The organism is Bacillus sp. ChL18 (assembly GCF_026241425.1).
GTDB classification, from domain to species: Bacteria; Bacillota; Bacilli; order Bacillales; family Bacillaceae; genus Bacillus; species Bacillus velezensis.
In genome coordinates, this window is sequence record NZ_JAPHWE010000002.1 from 89,896 (window position 1) to 105,889 (window position 15,994).

Sequence of the window (15,994 nt, forward strand, 5' to 3'; positions counted from 1 at the left end):
GGATTTGAGAGAAGAGATCGGCAAGCCGAACGGTCTGGTGCCTCCAGCCTTATTGCGCGTCATGGATCAATTTTACGGGATCGAACATCAAAGTGAGCCAGAGATGCTGTATTCGTTCTGTGCGGAAGGAAAAAGCTCCCCCAAACGAAAAAAGCCATTGCGTATTCTGTACGCAACCTTTCTCCGTTACCCGAATGTCGGAGGGTTGGCGAGTTATATCACGTCAATTAAGACCGGTTTTGAGCGCATCGGTCATCAGGCGGATGTCATCTCGCCGCTCCAAATGCCGCCAACTTTTTTTCAGGAAGATATCCCGCGGGCCGCTGACGAGATCAGAGCGTTTCTTGTTGGCAGATACGGCGCCGTAAATGAAAAGTTTGTGAAGAATCTCAGCTATTTACATGTCTTTCAAAGATTTTTGAAGGAGAAAGACTTAGAACAATATGACCTGTTTCACGCGCAGGATTTATTTGCGGTATTTTTGCTGGGATACCTTAATCAAACGTATCGGCGTCCTCTTTTTTTCACGCCGCACGGACATTTTACGAAAAGCCGGATGAAGTTTCATAAAATCCAAAAGGGTTCAATAGAAGAGGCATATTTCAGTGAAATAGAAAGGCAGGGTATTCGGGCTTCGGATAAAATCATTACAATCAGCAACTCCTTTCACGAGCCCTTGCTGGAGTACGGAGCGAAGGAGACTCAGCTGACGACTGTTCATACCGGTATTCACATTCAGGATGCCCCTGAGCCAAAGCGTGCTGAAAAGCTCGTGATTGCGTGCGTTTCCCGTCTGACCGAGCGAAAAGGACATGATGTGCTGCTGGACGCTCTCGCACACATCCGGCACCATTTATCCGGAGTCGATATATGGATCATCGGAGACGGCAACATGAGAGGGTTTCTGGAAGAAAAGAAACGGAAACTGGGCCTCTCGAATGTGTTTTTCCTCGGAAAACGACGTGATGTGCCGGCGCTTTTGGCTGAATCATCTATATTTGTCCTGCCGACATTGAATGATAATTTCCCTATAGCGATCATTGAAGCGATGTTCTCAGGTCAAGCCATTGTTGCAACTGACTGCGGAGGAATCCCTGAGATGATCCGGCATGAGGACACAGGGCTTATCTGTCAGCCCGGCAACAGCCGCGAGCTTGCTGATGCTCTCGTAATGCTGATGACGGATCAGTCTCTCAGGGAACGGCTTGGAAAAGAAGCGCGCTCCTATGCCGGCCGGCATCTGCGTCAGGAACTGATGGTTTCAAAAATAGAAAGGATTTATCAATCATTTTTCTGAATGATACCGGCGCCGCATGGCAGGTGGTTCAAGAGCAAAATAAAGAGGCCGGTGTTTAACTATCCAGCCTCTTTCCGAGCTATTTTTTCATCTCATACAGAGTCTGCTGACTTTGTCCGCCCGGGCCGCCTGTCATTCCTTGCCGGGCTGAGCTTGTTTTTTCGGTGCTGTATGGGTCAGCTGAGATTTTTGTGCCGTTCTTTTTAATCCATGAGACAAGCTTTGTGTTGCCTGAATTGTTTCCGGATAATAAGAAATATTTCACTTTTCCTTCGTCAACAAGTTTTTTCAGCTGTGAGACTGTTTTACCAAAATTTTCTCCACGAAAAAAGAGGCGGAAAGCCATCGCATCCGCCTCCCGCACATATATATGAGAGAGCAGCCTTTATTTGTGATCGTTCTCTTTTTGGATTTCAGCTAATTTGGCAAGCAGAATGTGCTGAGGCATGTGCATGATTCTCTCAAGCGGCATATTCAGTGATTCTGCGAGTTTTTGCGCCGTTTCGGCGGAAATTTGCAGCGGTTTCATGTGATCACTCCTTCCGTTTCTTTATTGTACTAAAATCAGAAATCTATCGTAAGAGGATATGACAAAGGAATGGAGGTTTGAAAAGCGGGGCTTTATAACAGAATGGGGGAGGTTTTTTATGCAATCGCCATTGATGTTATTACAGCTGAAGCTGGCTGATTATCAGAAAAAAGCCGCAGAACTGCGGACAATTGACGAATTTATCATACTGAAACAGACATTGCAGGACATGATGAAAGTATTCGCCGCCTGTGAAGAATGGGAGCTGTATCAAAAAACGGCCGATCTCATGGCGCAGACGGTGCTGCACATCCGTTTCATTGAATAAGAAAAGCCCTCGCTCGGGCGAAGGCTTTTCTTAAAAGGACCGTTCTTCTTCAATGTTTTTATGCTGATCATAAATGACAAGCTTAGACGGGCTGTTCTCTTTAGCCGTCTGCTCCGCTTTCTCGATCGCCGCGTCCTTCGATGTATAAAGAGCCGTCGGCGCCACATTTTCCACCTTCACAAACCATCCGTCCGCATCAACACTGGGTGTTACTGCATATGTTTTCATCCTTCTTACCTCCTGGTTTCGATTTATTTATCAGTTTCCCGGCATTCGGAATGGCGAAACACGCAGCGGCTGTTTAACAAATACAGGGAAAGTGATATTTTTCTATTCTTTTTCATGAGAAATGGTAAAATGGAGTTTGGATATTTTTTAAGGAGAGGACGGTGCTTAGCATGACAGACCTTCTGAATGATCGGCTGCCGCCGCAAAACATAGAAGCTGAGCAGGCCGTGTTAGGTGCTGTTTTTTTACAGCCGTCTGCGTTGACACTGGCTTCTGAAGTGTTGATTCCGGATGATTTCTACAGAATGTCACATCAAAAAATTTACAATGCCATGCTCGTGCTCGGAGACCGCGGTGAACCGGTTGATTTGGTCACGGTAACGTCAGAGCTTGCGAATACCGATTTGTTAGAAGAGGTGGGAGGCGTCTCTTACCTGACGGACATCGCGAATTCCGTTCCGACAGCGGCTAATATAGAATATTACGCGAAAATCGTTGAGGAAAAATCCATTCTCCGCCGTTTAATCAGAACGGCGACCTCGATTGCTCAAGACGGGTATACGCGCGAGGATGAAGTTGAAGATTTATTAAGCGATGCGGAAAAAACGATTATGGAGGTCGCGCAGCGAAAAAATTCGGGCGCCTTCCAAAATATTAAAGACGTGCTTGTGCAAACATACGACAACATTGAGCAGCTTCACAACCGGAAAGGCGATATTACCGGGATTCCGACCGGTTTTATCGAGCTTGACCGGATGACAGCGGGGTTTCAGCGGAATGATCTGATCATTGTCGCGGCCCGTCCGTCTGTGGGGAAAACGGCGTTCGCCTTAAATATTGCGCAAAACGTGGCCACCAAAACGGATGAGAGCGTCGCGATATTCAGTCTTGAGATGGGTGCCGAGCAGCTTGTCATGCGTATGCTCTGCGCCGAAGGGAATATTAACGCCCAAAATCTCAGAACGGGAAATCTGACGGAAGAAGATTGGGGCAAGCTGACGATGGCGATGGGAAGCCTGTCAAACAGCGGTATCTTTATAGATGACACCCCCGGCATCCGCGTCAGCGAAATCCGTTCAAAATGCCGCCGGCTGAAGCAGGAAAACGGATTGGGCATGATTTTAATTGACTACTTGCAGCTCATTCAGGGAAGCGGCCGTTCGAGCGACAACCGCCAGCAAGAGGTATCGGAAATTTCACGGGCGCTAAAAGCGCTGGCACGGGAGCTTGAAGTCCCGGTCATCGCTCTGTCTCAGCTCTCCCGGGGTGTTGAGCAGCGGCAGGATAAACGTCCGATGATGTCAGATATCCGTGAGTCAGGAAGTATTGAGCAGGATGCCGACATCGTCGCCTTCCTGTACCGTGATGATTACTATGATAAAGAATCCGAAAACAAAAACATCATCGAGATCATTATCGCCAAACAGCGTAACGGCCCGGTGGGCACCGTCTCACTGGCTTTTGTGAAAGAATACAATAAGTTCGTAAACCTGGAAAGGCGCTTTGATGACGGCGGTGTTCCGGCAGGTGCGTAAAGCCTCAAGCAATGTCTTGAGGCTTTTTTCATCCGAAAGAATGAGAGAATGCCGTCCGTTCGGCAGACGAAATAAAGAAAGCGCTTTTATATAATGGCATTAAGGGAGGGATGATGATGACAATTGAATTTCCGCAATTTCAAGCGGCGCAAATCCGGATTGCCCGGCCGACCGGACAGCTCAAAGAAATCATCAGGTTTTATGAAGAGGGCCTCGGGCTGAAGAGGGTCGGCAGCTTTTCCGGACATAGAGGCTACAGCGGTGTCATGTTCGGCCTGCCCCATACGCAATATCACTTAGAATTCACCGAAGAAACCGGCGCGTCTCAGCCGGCGCCCGTTCCGCACGGCGACAGCCTGCTTGTCTTTTACATCCAGGATCAGCAGGAGGTCATTCGCATCAGCACGAAATTAAAGCAGATGGGATATGAGGAGAAAGCACCCGAAAACCCGTGCTGGGAAGAAAAAGGCGTGACCATCGAAGATCCTGACGGCTGGCGGGTCGTCCTGATGAATACAAGCGGCATATAAATGACTGTCTGAAGAACCCTGATTACGGGTTCTTTTTCTTGTTAAAGCATGAAAGTTTCAGGAGTAATAGATAGTAAATGAAAGAGAAAACGCTTTTAATCATGTTTAAGGCGAACAAATATAGATTGATAAGATTTTAATGTTCGGATTTACGATTGACTTTCTGTTTCGGCACTGATACACTTAATTTGTTTGAATGAGATATCGTTTTGAAAGGTTAACGGAGGTGCACGGATATATGTCTTCAGTAGTCGTAGTAGGTACGCAGTGGGGCGATGAAGGAAAAGGTAAAATTACAGACTTCCTATCAGAAAATGCAGAAGTGATCGCACGTTATCAAGGCGGAAACAATGCAGGACATACCATCAAGTTTGATGGCGTCACGTACAAGCTTCATTTAATCCCATCAGGAATTTTTTATAAAGAAAAAGCGTGTGTCATCGGGAACGGAATGGTTGTTGATCCGAAAGCGCTCATAACGGAGCTTGCGTATCTTCATGAACGCAATGTGAGCACGGATAACTTGAGAATCAGCAACAGAGCCCACGTCATTCTTCCATACCATCTGAAACTGGATGAAGTAGAGGAAGAACGCAAAGGGGCCAACAAGATCGGCACAACGAAAAAAGGCATCGGACCTGCTTATATGGACAAAGCGGCGCGGATCGGCATCCGGATCGCAGACCTGCTAGATCGTGACGTGTTTGCAGAAAAGCTTGAACGGAACCTTGAAGAGAAAAACCGTCTGCTTGAAAAAATGTATGAAACGGAAGGCTTCAAAATTGAAGATATTCTGGATGAGTATTATGAATACGGCCAGCAGATTAAAAAGTATGTATGCGATACATCCGTCGTCTTAAATGACGCGCTGGATGAAGGCCGCCGCGTTTTATTTGAAGGCGCTCAAGGGGTTATGCTTGATATTGACCAAGGGACATACCCGTTTGTCACTTCATCCAACCCGGTCGCCGGAGGGGTGACGATCGGTTCAGGCGTAGGCCCGACAAAAATCCAGCACGTCGTCGGTGTATCTAAAGCGTACACAACCCGTGTCGGTGACGGTCCTTTCCCGACTGAGCTGAAAGATGAAATCGGGGATCAAATCCGTGAAGTCGGACGCGAATACGGCACAACGACAGGCCGTCCGCGCCGTGTCGGCTGGTTTGACAGCGTTGTTGTCCGCCATGCCCGCCGCGTCAGCGGAATCACAGATCTTTCTCTGAATTCAATCGATGTGCTGACTGGCATTGAAACATTGAAAATCTGTGTCGCTTACCGCTACAAAGGTGAAGTGATTGAAGAATTCCCGGCAAGTCTGAAAGCTCTCGCAGAGTGTGAACCGGTATATGAAGAAATGCCTGGCTGGACGGAAGATATCACAGGCGCAAAAACATTAAGCGATCTTCCTGAAAATGCGCGCCATTATCTGGAACGCGTATCTCAGCTGACAGGTATTCCGCTTTCTATTTTCTCTGTCGGTCCCGACCGTTCACAAACGAACGTCATCCGCAGTGTATACCGCGCTAACTAAGAATTTGCAGCAAACAAGCCTCCGGTCACGGAGGCTTGTTTTTTTATGCAGGAAAAAAATAATAGATTTTTTTCAAAAAAGTAGTTGCCACTTTCGAATGTTCTATGATATTATAAATCTCGTTGTTACGGAACAGCTTCAATAGAGTACTGCAAGAAAGCTTTTGTCTGAATGCTCTATGATACATAATCCGACACATCAAGAGCCATTAGCTCAGTTGGTAGAGCATCTGACTTTTAATCAGAGGGTCGAAGGTTCGAGTCCTTCATGGCTCACCACTTTTTATGGCCCGTTGGTCAAGCGGTTAAGACACCGCCCTTTCACGGCGGTAACACGGGTTCGAATCCCGTACGGGTCATTGATTTACTTTAGCGTTATTGCTAACTCCTTATTTGTCCTCGGAGGGCCGCCACGATACGGCTCTCCGGACAAATTACTGTAAGGTCCGGTAGTTCAGTTGGTTAGAATGCCTGCCTGTCACGCAGGAGGTCGCGGGTTCGAGTCCCGTCCGGACCGCCATTTTACTTTACTTTATAGTATAGAAAAGAAACATCTGGCTCGGTAGCTCAGTTGGTAGAGCAACGGACTGAAAATCCGTGTGTCGGCGGTTCGATTCCGTCCCGAGCCACTTACCCAAACGCATCTGCAATAGTAGGTGCGTTTTTTCTTTTGTTATAAAAAAAGGGAGAGCCGGCTTTTCAGCCGGCCCAGAAGAAGACGTCAAACACTAGACGGCGTTTTTTTTCGTGAGGTTTCAAAAAAATATTATTTTTTAAAAGAAAATAAAAAACATGACAAAAGGATGGCAGTTCAATACGTTTTTGCGCTGTTCTCTTTAATTTTTTTATCTTTTGACCTGAAACCGTTATAATAGACGGGGAACGTTTTTCACGATCCGAATTGTGATCATCATGAAACATCAATAGATGAAATGAAGTCATTCTGGCAGGAGGAAAATCAAGATGATGGATAAGAAAATCCTTGTAGTCGATGATGAAAAACCGATTGCAGATATATTAGAGTTTAATTTAAGAAAAGAAGGCTATGACGTGCATTGTGCGTACGACGGAAACGAAGCCGTGGAAATGGTGGAGGAGCTTCAGCCTGATTTAATTCTTTTAGATATTATGCTTCCGAATAAAGACGGAGTTGAAGTGTGCCGGGAAGTCCGGAAAAAATATGATATGCCGATTATTATGCTGACGGCAAAAGACTCGGAGATTGACAAAGTCATCGGGCTTGAAATCGGAGCGGATGACTATGTCACGAAGCCTTTCAGCACGCGTGAGCTTCTGGCTCGCGTCAAAGCGAACCTGCGCCGCCAGCTTACGGTTGCGCCGGCTGAGGAAGAATCAGCTTCTAATGACATTCATATCGGTTCTCTCGTCATCTTCCCTGACGCTTATGTCGTATCAAAAAGAGAAGAAACGATCGAGCTGACTCATCGTGAGTTTGAATTGCTTCATTACTTAGCCAAACATATCGGACAGGTTATGACGCGTGAGCATCTGCTGCAGACTGTGTGGGGCTATGACTATTTCGGTGACGTGAGAACGGTGGATGTAACAGTGCGCCGCCTTCGCGAGAAAATCGAGGATAATCCGAGCCATCCGAACTGGATCGTCACAAGACGGGGTGTCGGTTATTACTTGAGAAACCCTGAACAGGACTAACCGGCGATGAATAAGGTTGGTTTTTTTCGGTCGATTCAGTTTAAGATCACGCTGATCTATGTGCTTCTCATTATCATCGCCATGCAGATTATCGGCGTGTACTTTGTGAAACAGGTGGAGAATTCTCTTCTCAAGTCCTATGAATTATCGTTAAATCAGCGCATTGACAATCTATCCTATTATATTGAGCAGGAATATAAAGGAGATAATGACAGCACCGTCATTAAAGATGACGTCAAACGGATTTTGAATGATTTTACGAAAAACAATGAAATACGGGAGATTACATTTGTTGATAAAAGCTATGAGGTCGTCGGTTCTTCGAGGCCTTATGGCGAGGAAATAGCGGGGAAACAGACGACTGACCCGATTTTTAAACGGATTTTCTCAACAAAACAGGCCTATTCAAAAAAATATTATGATCCTAAAAGCAAAAACAGAGTGCTGATTTCAGCAAAACCTGTCGTCACAGAGAATCAGGAAGTTGTCGGCGCGATTTATGTCGTGGCCAGTATGGAAGATACCTTTAACCAGATGAAAACCGTCAACTCGATTCTTGCTTCAGGAACAGGCTTAGCCCTTGTTCTGACGGCTCTTCTCGGTATATTTCTCGCCCGTACCATTACCCATCCGCTCTCAGATATGCGTAAGCAGGCGATGGAACTGGCAAAAGGGAATTTCTCCAGAAAGGTGCGGAAATACGGGCATGATGAAATCGGTCAGCTCGCAACGACGTTCAACCATCTGACGAGAGAGCTTGAAGATGCCCAAGCCATGACGGAAGGGGAGAGAAGAAAGCTTTCTTCCGTTATCGCGTATATGACGGACGGTGTCATCGCTACGAATCGCAACGGGGCTATTATTCTTTTAAACAGCCCTGCGCTTGAACTGCTGAATGTTTCACGTGAAACGGCTTTAGAGATGCCGATTACGTCTTTATTGGGCATAAAAGAGAACTTTACATTTGAGGATTTAGTAGAACAGCAGGATTCAATGCTGCTGGAGATCGAACGTGACGATGAGACGACTGTACTGCGGGTGAATTTTTCCGTTATTCAGAGAGAGCACGGAAAAATCGACGGTTTAATCGCGGTTCTTTATGATGTCACCGAACAGGAAAAACTCGATCGGGAACGCAGAGAGTTCGTTGCCAACGTGTCTCATGAGCTGCGGACACCGCTGACGACCATGCGAAGCTATTTAGAGGCGCTTGCAGAGGGCGCGTGGGAAAACAAAGATATCGCTCCGCGTTTCTTAATGGTGACCCAAAATGAGACTGAGCGCATGATCAGATTGGTGAACGACCTGCTCCAGCTTTCTAAATTCGACAGCAAAGATTATCAGTTTAATCGGGAGTGGATTCATATGATCCGCTTTATGTCACTGATTATCGATCGTTTTGAAATGACGAAAGAACAGCATGTCGAATTTATCCGCGAGCTTCCGGACAGAAATCTGTACGTGGAGATTGATCAGGATAAAGTGACGCAGGTTCTCGATAATATCATTTCTAACGCACTGAAATACTCACCGGAAGGCGGACATGTGACTTTCTCAGTCGATGTGAATGAGAAAGAAGAGCTGCTTTATATCAGCGTAAAAGATGAAGGTATCGGCATTCCGAAAAAAGATGTGGAAAAAGTCTTTGACCGTTTCTACAGAGTGGATAAAGCGCGCACAAGAAAACTCGGCGGCACCGGGCTCGGCCTTGCGATTGCAAAAGAGATGGTTCAGGCTCACGGCGGAGACATTTGGGCCGACAGTGTAGAAGGCAAAGGAACGAAGATTACATTTACTCTTCCATATAAAGAAGAGCAAGAGGATGATTGGGATGAGGCGTGAAAATATAAAAACAGTCATACTGTCAGTGCTGGTCGTCATTAGTCTTGTTTTAACATGGGGAATTTGGACATTCCAGCCCAATTTTTCAGAAGGCACGGCCTCAACCAAATCGACTGTCCGGGAAAAGCATAAAATTGATAAAACGAGCCAAAAAGTGTCGCAAACGGTAAAACCCCGGGATATGTTTATTCATACAAACGGCTCTCATTATAAAGTGGATGATGAGACGCTCTTTAATGACCTGTGGGCGGATTTGCCGCAATGGGAAGTAAAAGGGATGAAGGATATTTCCGATCAATACGACAAGCTCGGTTTTAAAAATTGGCTTTACGGCAGAAACGGCAACTCGGCAAAGCTCGATCTGCAATTCAATGACACTATTCCGATTGATTTCTTCCAAACGATGTTTAAATGGTCGAATCCGTCAATGGAATACAGCTCCTTTGACCATATTGTCATTCCGTTTAATGAGAATAAGACAAATAAGAAGATTTACATGGTCTCATACAGCAAGCAGCTGATTTTGGAAGTGACTGTGGAATCGGCGAATTACCGCAATCTGATGAATGAGCTGTACAGCAAAAAGTCGAGTATGCCGTTATACCACCTCTATTCGGTCGGAAAAAGCAAAGAATTTCTCATGCCGAATGCGCGGTTTAATATGAAGGAAAAAGAATTTATCACTGAAACCATTAAGACGAACCTGTTTAAGCAGACGCTTTTTAATGATCCGAGCACGGTCAGAGAAGACCCGAATTACAATCGGAATGTGCTGACTGACGGAATCAGCCGTCTGGAAATCAATTCGACACAGCGGCAGATTCAATTCCAGCATCGGAACCTGGCACAAAGCGCTTCTTATCAAACAGGGGAGCTGATTAAGAAAAGCTATAAATATTTAGAGGATACGGGAAGCTGGACGGATCATTATCAATTTTTCAATGTGAGTGATAACCAGCAGCTGAGTTTCTACATGTTTAAAGACCAAATGCCTGTGATCAACAGCACGTCTAAGCCTTTCGGATCCGGACCTGTTTTGACCCTGCAATGGGCCAATGACGAGGTTCTCAGCTACAAGCGGCCGAACTATGTTCTCGGACCGAATCCGATTAAAACAAAAGACGTAAAAATGATGAACGGCAATGAGGTTGTGTCTCTGCTGGAGCAGCAGGATAAATACGACGTGAATAAAATCGACCAGATCTTCCTGTCCTATCAAATGGTCTCTTCATCAACGAATGATCTCGTTGAGCTGGAACCCGTCTGGAGTATGAAAATCAACGGGAAGATCGTCCCGATTACGAAAGATCTGCTGGGGAAGGAGGAGGACGATAATGGAGTGGAATAAGACAAAAACGATCTTCATCATTGCCTTCCTCATCCTCGATATTTTTCTCGGCTATCAGTTTTTTGAAAAACGCTCGAGCAGTGAATACGAAGTGATTAAAAATTCAAATGTGGAAAAAGACATGGAGATGGATCATATCACTTTCGGCAACCTGTCTTCTGATTCCGCGACGGGCTACCGGCTGACGGCGGGCCAAAAGGTATTTACCGCTGAAGATATTGATGCTTTGAAAGATCAAAAGCCTTTAATGGAGATGCCGGCGGATGATCACAAGGTTACGACGCTGAAAATGAAACTTACCGATCCGGTCGGTTTATCGAAGCAAAAACCGCAGGAGGATGCGGAATCGCTCGTCAGCTCTAAAATAACCGGCGGTGAAAAATATAAACTGTGGAAAGTCGACAAGGATAAAAAACAGATCATTTTTTACCAGATGTATGACGGCCAGTTGATTTATCAGGATTTTGACTCGTCCACGGATGCGATCGGACAGGTGATTCTGCATCTGAACGATAAAAACGAGGTCGTATCTTACGAGCAGACCATGCTGGAGTCATTCAAGCGAATCCAGACGGAGAGCCTGATTCCTGAGCTTGATGCGGTCGAATTATTGTATTCTCAAAATTACTTAAAAGCGAATTGCGCAGTTAAAAGCGTTAAGTTCGGCTATATTGCCCAATATCCGCTGACAAGTACGCAGGTGCTGGCGCCGGTATGGAGAATTACAATCGAAGATAAGTCAAAAGGGACGAAGAAAAAGACACTGCAAACGTACACTGTGAACGCATTGGAAAGTACAGTCATTGATAACAATCAAAATAAATAATGGAGTGAGACACAATGGGCTTGCAATTTAGCGTGCTTGCGAGCGGGAGTACCGGAAACGCGTTTTATCTGGAGACAGATGAGCACTCTTTTCTGGTGGATGCCGGCCTGAGCGGTAAAGCGATGGACGGGCTGATGGAGAGAATCGGCCGCAAGATAGACGACGTCGACGGCATTTTTGTCACTCACGAGCACAGCGACCATATTAAAGGGCTCGGCGTCATTGCGAGAAAGTACGGACTTCCCGTCTACGCCAATGAAAAGACGTGGAAAGCGATGGAAAATCAGATCGGCAAGCTGGATACCGGACAAAAGTTTTTGTTCCCGATGGAAAGCGTGAAATCCTTCGGCGGGCTTGATGTTGAGTCATTCGGCGTCTCTCATGACGCGGCCGAGCCGATGTTTTATGTTTTCCATTACCAAGGCAGAAAGCTCGCGCTGATGACGGACACCGGGTATGTGAGCGACAGAATGAAAGGCATTATCCGTTCGGCCAATGTGTTTGTGTTTGAAAGCAACCATGATGTCGGCATGCTGCAAATGGGCAGATACCCATGGAGCATTAAGCGGCGGATTTTAAGCGATGTCGGCCACGTCTCCAATGAAGACGCGGCGCTCGCCATGACTGATGTCATCGGCGACGGCACATCGCGCATCTATTTGGCGCATCTGAGCCAAGACAACAATATGAAGGAACTGGCGAGAATGTCCGTGCAGCAGACATTGGCTGCGAAAGGATTTGTCGCCGGGGAAACGTTTCAGTTATTTGATACCGATCCGAAAATCCCGACGCCGCTGTGCGCCGTGTAATTTTTCCAAATGAATCATGATTATTAATCCGCGATCTGACCCACACTATAAGCAAATCGAGTACTCTTGAAAGGATTTGAGATAGGGTGGATTATAATCGCGATGATGAACAGTACGCCTCCGAACAGCCCCGCCGCAGCAAGAGAGGGTACTTTCTATCAAGTCTGATCGGCGTCATCGTCGGGGCCGCGCTCATGGCATTCCTGCTGCCGTACTGGACAGGCGGAGACCATGGGGAAAGCAGCAAAAGCACCAGCCAGCGTCTCGGCAGCGAACAGGTGAAAACAGTCAACGTAAATGTCAATGACGCTGTCACGAATATGGTCAGCCGTGTATCAGATTCGGTAGTCGGCGTTCTCAATATCCAAAAGACCGATATTTGGGGAGAGGGCGGCGAAGCGGGAAGCGGGTCCGGCGTCATTTACAAAAAGAACGGAAACACTTCTTATATCGTAACCAATCACCATGTCATTGAAGGTGCGACTGAGATTGAGATCAGCCTGAAGGATGGCTCACGCGTGCCTGCTGAGCTGATCGGGAGCGACCGTCTGATGGATCTCGCCGTGCTGAAGGTGAAGTCTGATAAGATCAAATCGGCCGCCCAGTTCGGCAATTCCGATCAGGTCAAAGTCGGAGAACCGGTCATTGCGATCGGAAATCCGCTCGGGCTTGAATTTGCGGGATCAGTGACACAGGGGATCATTTCAGGTACGGAAAGGGCAGTGCCCGTTGACTCAAACGGCGACGGACAGCCGGATTGGAATGCGGAAGTGCTGCAGACCGATGCCGCGATTAACCCCGGCAACAGCGGCGGCGCTTTGATGGATATATCGGGCAAGGTGGTCGGCATCAACTCAATGAAGATCGCTGAATCCGCCGTTGAAGGCATCGGCCTGTCCATCCCGTCAAAGCTTGTCATTCCCGTTATTCAGGATTTAGAAAAATACGGAGAAGTCAGACGGCCTTTCCTCGGTATTGAGATGAAATCCTTAACGGATATTGCGAGCTACCATTGGAGCCAGACGCTGAAACTTCCGAAAGGCATTAAAACCGGAGCGGTCATTATGGGTGTCGACGCGTTTTCACCGGCCGGAAAAGCGGGTTTGAAAAAGCTCGACGTGATCACCGGGTTCGACGGACATAAGGTCAATGACGTTGTGGATCTCCGTGAGCGCCTGTATCGCAAAAAGATCGGCGACCGTGTGAACATCACGTTCTACCGTTCGGGAAAGAAAAAAACAGCGGAAGTCAAACTGACAGAAGCGGATCGATTACAGAAATAAAAAAACAGCCCGGATTTCCGGGCTGTTTTTTATTGATTTATTTGTTAATATTATACTATTATGAAACAGGGAGGTGAAACACATGAAAACAGCTGATGTGATCATCGTATTGAATGAAATTGAAGGTGAATGTGAAGGAAGAATTATTTTAGAATGCAGAATTTAAGAACATGAAACATGTCATATCAAACGTCCTTTTTCAGGGCGCTTTTTTTATGCCTTTTTTCAGAAGCCATAAAAAAGAACTGAACGCGGGTCACAACACGTTCAGTTGGAAATGGGTATATTTAGAAAAAGGCAGACATGAACTTAGAACTTTGTGATTGAAACAGACTGGTGCTGCTGAATTGAAGCGGCAGATGAAACTGCTGGCAGCTTTTTGTTGTTATTTGCAGATGGCTCCGTTTTGTTTCAGATAAAAGCGAATAATAGAAGGGGAAGCGAAAAAAATAAACACAGGCTGATACATCTAAGGAGAGACTGCATCATGGAGAAGTTGAAAGGCATCAAGCTGCTGAGTGCAGACGGCGAGTCTGCACTCATTGATTCTTTAACGATGGGGCTTCATCACGGAACGGTCCTCGGAGAAGACAATATCGTCGAGGTGTACATCCGTTCTTTGCGCGAAAAGCTGAAGGACAAAGAACACAAGGTGATTCGCACGGTTCGGGGAGCCGGGTACAGGGTGGATCTGGCATGAAGCGGCTGTACAGAACCCTGCGATTCCAGCTCCTGTACAGGTCACTGGCGATTTTGGCTTTGCTGTTATGTTTTATCGGCGGCACTCAGTACATGTTTATGACACGGACGATGTATGAAAATCAGGCGATCAGCATTCAGAGTGATATCAATTCAATGGATCAAAGCGTATGGAGGTCAATCAAAACCCTTGCCCGTTCCGAAACACCGGCTCATCCGAATTTGATTTACCCCGGGGTGACGGTTGCTTTTATCAATCCATCATACAAGATGTCTGTTTTATCAGAAGACCCGCACGCGGGGGCCGCTCCTTCTTTTCCGAAAAACGTGTATCAGGATGCGCTGACAGATACAACGGCGCTTCACTATCAGGTGGCTCACAATAAGGCGGGTGAGGAAATCATCGTCGTGTTTCAGGCGATTTCCGTTGACGGAAGGCCGGCGGGAGTTGTGCAGATGAGCACGCTGACCCAGCCTCTGAATGATTCGCTTTTCCGCCAGATCAGCATTTTCGCGGTACTTTCCTTTGCGGCTTTGGTCATCGGACTGTTTGTTTTCCTGCCGGTGATCCGGCTCACACTCAAGCCGCTGTCCCGCATTGTGCATATGATGGGTGACATTCATGCCGGCAGTCTCGATAAACGGCTGCCGATCGATAGGAAGCAGGCCGAAATTGAGTCATTGGGCATCTCTATCAATCAGATGCTGGAACGGATTGAAACCTCTTTTCAGGCGGAAAAAGAAGCGAAGGAACGAATCCGGCAGTTTGTATCAGACGCATCACATGAGCTGAGAACGCCGCTTACCTCCATTCATGGCTTTATCGAAATATTAATGCGCGGAGCGGCGGAAAAGCCGGAGCAGAAAGAAAAAGCGCTTCAAAGCATGTACGCGGAATCCGCCAGGGCGAATAAGCTGATAGAGGATCTTCTGTTTCTCGCGAAGATTGACCGGGTGCCGAGCTTTGAAATGAAAAAAGGCGCATTGGGAGACGTCATTTTGGAAATGGAGGCTCAGCTGAAGCTGCTCGCGAGAAACCGGAAGCTCGAGTTCTTTGTCGATCAAAAGATAGAAGCCATTTTTGACAAAGACAAAATGAAGCAGGTCATTCTCAATCTCTTTTACAATGCGGTGCAGCATACGGATGAAGACACGGGTGTCATCACCGTCTCCCTGCAGAAAGACGGAGGAATCATGCTTATGATTGCGGATAACGGAACGGGAATCGCTCCGAAGCATGTGCCTCATTTGTTTGACCGGTTTTACAGGACGGAAACCTCCCGATCCCGTCAATCCGGCGGCGCGGGGCTGGGTCTTGCCATTACCAAAACCATTATCGACAGCCATAACGGAACAATTGAAGTGAAAAGTGAGCAGGGAAAAGGCTCCGTGTTCATCATCCGGCTGCCGGGATAAACCGGGAAGCAGGAAGAAATATCACAATTTATATATAAATTCTAAATTTTCAAAAAATAACTTGTCCTTTTCCAAAATTGATGATAATATCTAGTTATTGGTAAAGGGGGGTGTGTACTG

The 15,994-nt window shown here is 46.7% G+C and carries 15 protein-coding genes, 4 tRNA genes and 1 pseudogene; 17 read left to right on the forward strand and 3 right to left on the reverse strand.

The window, feature by feature from the left end:
* Positions 1-4 precede the first annotated feature (4 nt).
* Positions 5-1,297 carry a glycosyltransferase family 4 protein gene (locus OQ477_RS11450; protein ID WP_265972526.1) on the forward strand — a complete coding sequence of 431 codons (1,293 nt, stop codon included), beginning with the start codon at positions 5-7 and terminating at the stop codon, positions 1,295-1,297.
* Between the two features lie 79 nt (positions 1,298-1,376).
* Here OQ477_RS11450 and OQ477_RS11455 read toward each other — a convergent pair.
* A pseudogene (locus OQ477_RS11455) lies at positions 1,377-1,604 on the reverse strand (hypothetical protein); the annotation flags it as partial.
* Positions 1,605-1,682: 78 nt separating this feature from the next.
* Positions 1,683-1,826 (reverse strand): YycC family protein, encoded by a 144-nt coding sequence (locus OQ477_RS11460; protein ID WP_014306172.1) that lies wholly within the window; start codon positions 1,824-1,826, stop codon positions 1,683-1,685.
* Between the two features lie 118 nt (positions 1,827-1,944).
* Between OQ477_RS11460 and OQ477_RS11465 the strand changes: the two genes are divergently transcribed.
* Entirely contained in the window at positions 1,945-2,154 is a 210-nt protein-coding gene (locus tag OQ477_RS11465; protein WP_015418617.1) for a hypothetical protein, read from the forward strand.
* 30 nt (positions 2,155-2,184) lie between these two features.
* Here OQ477_RS11465 and OQ477_RS11470 read toward each other — a convergent pair whose 3' ends face one another.
* Positions 2,185-2,382 (reverse strand): DUF2188 domain-containing protein, encoded by a 198-nt coding sequence (locus OQ477_RS11470; RefSeq protein ID WP_007407900.1) that lies wholly within the window; start codon positions 2,380-2,382, stop codon positions 2,185-2,187.
* Between the two features lie 170 nt (positions 2,383-2,552).
* On the opposite strand from OQ477_RS11470, the gene dnaB reads away from it, so the two are divergent.
* The 15 genes from dnaB (at position 2,553) to OQ477_RS11545 (ending at position 15,874) form a co-directional block, all read left to right on the forward strand.
* The gene (gene dnaB, locus OQ477_RS11475) at positions 2,553-3,917 is read left to right on the forward strand and encodes a replicative DNA helicase (RefSeq protein WP_004393100.1); all 1,365 of its coding nucleotides are present in this window, start codon (positions 2,553-2,555) and stop codon (positions 3,915-3,917) included.
* A 116-nt stretch (positions 3,918-4,033) separates the two neighbouring features.
* Positions 4,034-4,447, forward strand: coding sequence for a VOC family protein (locus OQ477_RS11480; protein ID WP_265972527.1), 414 nt, complete (start codon positions 4,034-4,036; stop codon positions 4,445-4,447).
* Between the two features lie 238 nt (positions 4,448-4,685).
* A complete protein-coding gene (purA, locus tag OQ477_RS11485; RefSeq protein ID WP_012118894.1) occupies positions 4,686-5,978 on the forward strand; it encodes an adenylosuccinate synthase in 1,293 nt (430 codons plus the stop codon).
* 202 nt (positions 5,979-6,180) lie between these two features.
* Positions 6,181-6,256, forward strand: a tRNA-Lys gene (locus OQ477_RS11490).
* Between the two features lie 8 nt (positions 6,257-6,264).
* A tRNA-Glu gene (locus OQ477_RS11495) sits at positions 6,265-6,336 on the forward strand.
* A gap of 84 nt (positions 6,337-6,420) precedes the next feature.
* Positions 6,421-6,497 (forward strand) — tRNA-Asp (locus OQ477_RS11500).
* A 36-nt stretch (positions 6,498-6,533) separates the two neighbouring features.
* Positions 6,534-6,606, forward strand: a tRNA-Phe gene (locus OQ477_RS11505).
* A gap of 337 nt (positions 6,607-6,943) precedes the next feature.
* The gene (gene walR / locus OQ477_RS11510; RefSeq protein ID WP_004393104.1) at positions 6,944-7,651 is read left to right on the forward strand and encodes a cell wall metabolism DNA-binding response regulator WalR; all 708 of its coding nucleotides are present in this window, start codon (positions 6,944-6,946) and stop codon (positions 7,649-7,651) included.
* A gap of 6 nt (positions 7,652-7,657) precedes the next feature.
* Positions 7,658-9,493 carry a cell wall metabolism sensor histidine kinase WalK gene (gene walK, locus OQ477_RS11515; protein ID WP_004393106.1) on the forward strand — a complete coding sequence of 612 codons (1,836 nt, stop codon included), beginning with the start codon at positions 7,658-7,660 and terminating at the stop codon, positions 9,491-9,493.
* On the forward strand, positions 9,483-10,841 hold the full coding sequence (gene yycH, locus OQ477_RS11520; RefSeq protein ID WP_015418614.1) for a two-component system activity regulator YycH: 1,359 nt from the start codon (positions 9,483-9,485) through the stop codon (positions 10,839-10,841). Before walK ends, yycH begins: the two co-directional genes overlap by 11 nt.
* Positions 10,828-11,667: a two-component system regulatory protein YycI gene (locus tag OQ477_RS11525; protein WP_044802320.1), complete on the forward strand. Its 840-nt coding sequence runs from the start codon at positions 10,828-10,830 to the stop codon at positions 11,665-11,667. Before yycH ends, OQ477_RS11525 begins: the two co-directional genes overlap by 14 nt.
* A gap of 14 nt (positions 11,668-11,681) precedes the next feature.
* Positions 11,682-12,476: an MBL fold metallo-hydrolase gene (locus OQ477_RS11530; protein ID WP_007614969.1), complete on the forward strand. Its 795-nt coding sequence runs from the start codon at positions 11,682-11,684 to the stop codon at positions 12,474-12,476.
* Positions 12,477-12,562: 86 nt separating this feature from the next.
* Positions 12,563-13,759: a S1C family serine protease gene (locus tag OQ477_RS11535; protein ID WP_007407894.1), complete on the forward strand. Its 1,197-nt coding sequence runs from the start codon at positions 12,563-12,565 to the stop codon at positions 13,757-13,759.
* Positions 13,760-14,246: 487 nt separating this feature from the next.
* Positions 14,247-14,459 carry a winged helix-turn-helix domain-containing protein gene (locus OQ477_RS11540; protein ID WP_032875422.1) on the forward strand — a complete coding sequence of 71 codons (213 nt, stop codon included), beginning with the start codon at positions 14,247-14,249 and terminating at the stop codon, positions 14,457-14,459.
* Positions 14,456-15,874 carry a sensor histidine kinase gene (locus OQ477_RS11545; RefSeq protein WP_265972528.1) on the forward strand — a complete coding sequence of 473 codons (1,419 nt, stop codon included), beginning with the start codon at positions 14,456-14,458 and terminating at the stop codon, positions 15,872-15,874. Before OQ477_RS11540 ends, OQ477_RS11545 begins: the two co-directional genes overlap by 4 nt.
* Positions 15,875-15,994 lie beyond the last annotated feature (120 nt).

Bases quoted from the DNA above. Each gene is read 5' to 3' on its own strand.
- OQ477_RS11460 (WP_014306172.1), bottom strand. From the start codon at position 1,826: ATGAAACCGCTGCAAATTTCCGCCGAAACGGCGCAAAAACTCGCAGAA.
- OQ477_RS11465 (WP_015418617.1), top strand. From the start codon at position 1,945: ATGCAATCGCCATTGATGTTATTACAGCTGAAGCTGGCTGATTATCAG.
- OQ477_RS11470 (WP_007407900.1), bottom strand. From the start codon at position 2,382: ATGAAAACATATGCAGTAACACCCAGTGTTGATGCGGACGGATGGTTT.
- dnaB (WP_004393100.1), top strand. From the start codon at position 2,553: ATGACAGACCTTCTGAATGATCGGCTGCCGCCGCAAAACATAGAAGCT.
- OQ477_RS11480 (WP_265972527.1), top strand. From the start codon at position 4,034: ATGACAATTGAATTTCCGCAATTTCAAGCGGCGCAAATCCGGATTGCC.
- purA (WP_012118894.1), top strand. From the start codon at position 4,686: ATGTCTTCAGTAGTCGTAGTAGGTACGCAGTGGGGCGATGAAGGAAAA.
- walR (WP_004393104.1), top strand. From the start codon at position 6,944: ATGGATAAGAAAATCCTTGTAGTCGATGATGAAAAACCGATTGCAGAT.
- walK (WP_004393106.1), top strand. From the start codon at position 7,658: ATGAATAAGGTTGGTTTTTTTCGGTCGATTCAGTTTAAGATCACGCTG.
- yycH (WP_015418614.1), top strand. From the start codon at position 9,483: ATGAGGCGTGAAAATATAAAAACAGTCATACTGTCAGTGCTGGTCGTC.
- OQ477_RS11525 (WP_044802320.1), top strand. From the start codon at position 10,828: ATGGAGTGGAATAAGACAAAAACGATCTTCATCATTGCCTTCCTCATC.
- OQ477_RS11530 (WP_007614969.1), top strand. From the start codon at position 11,682: ATGGGCTTGCAATTTAGCGTGCTTGCGAGCGGGAGTACCGGAAACGCG.
- OQ477_RS11540 (WP_032875422.1), top strand. From the start codon at position 14,247: ATGGAGAAGTTGAAAGGCATCAAGCTGCTGAGTGCAGACGGCGAGTCT.
- OQ477_RS11545 (WP_265972528.1), top strand. From the start codon at position 14,456: ATGAAGCGGCTGTACAGAACCCTGCGATTCCAGCTCCTGTACAGGTCA.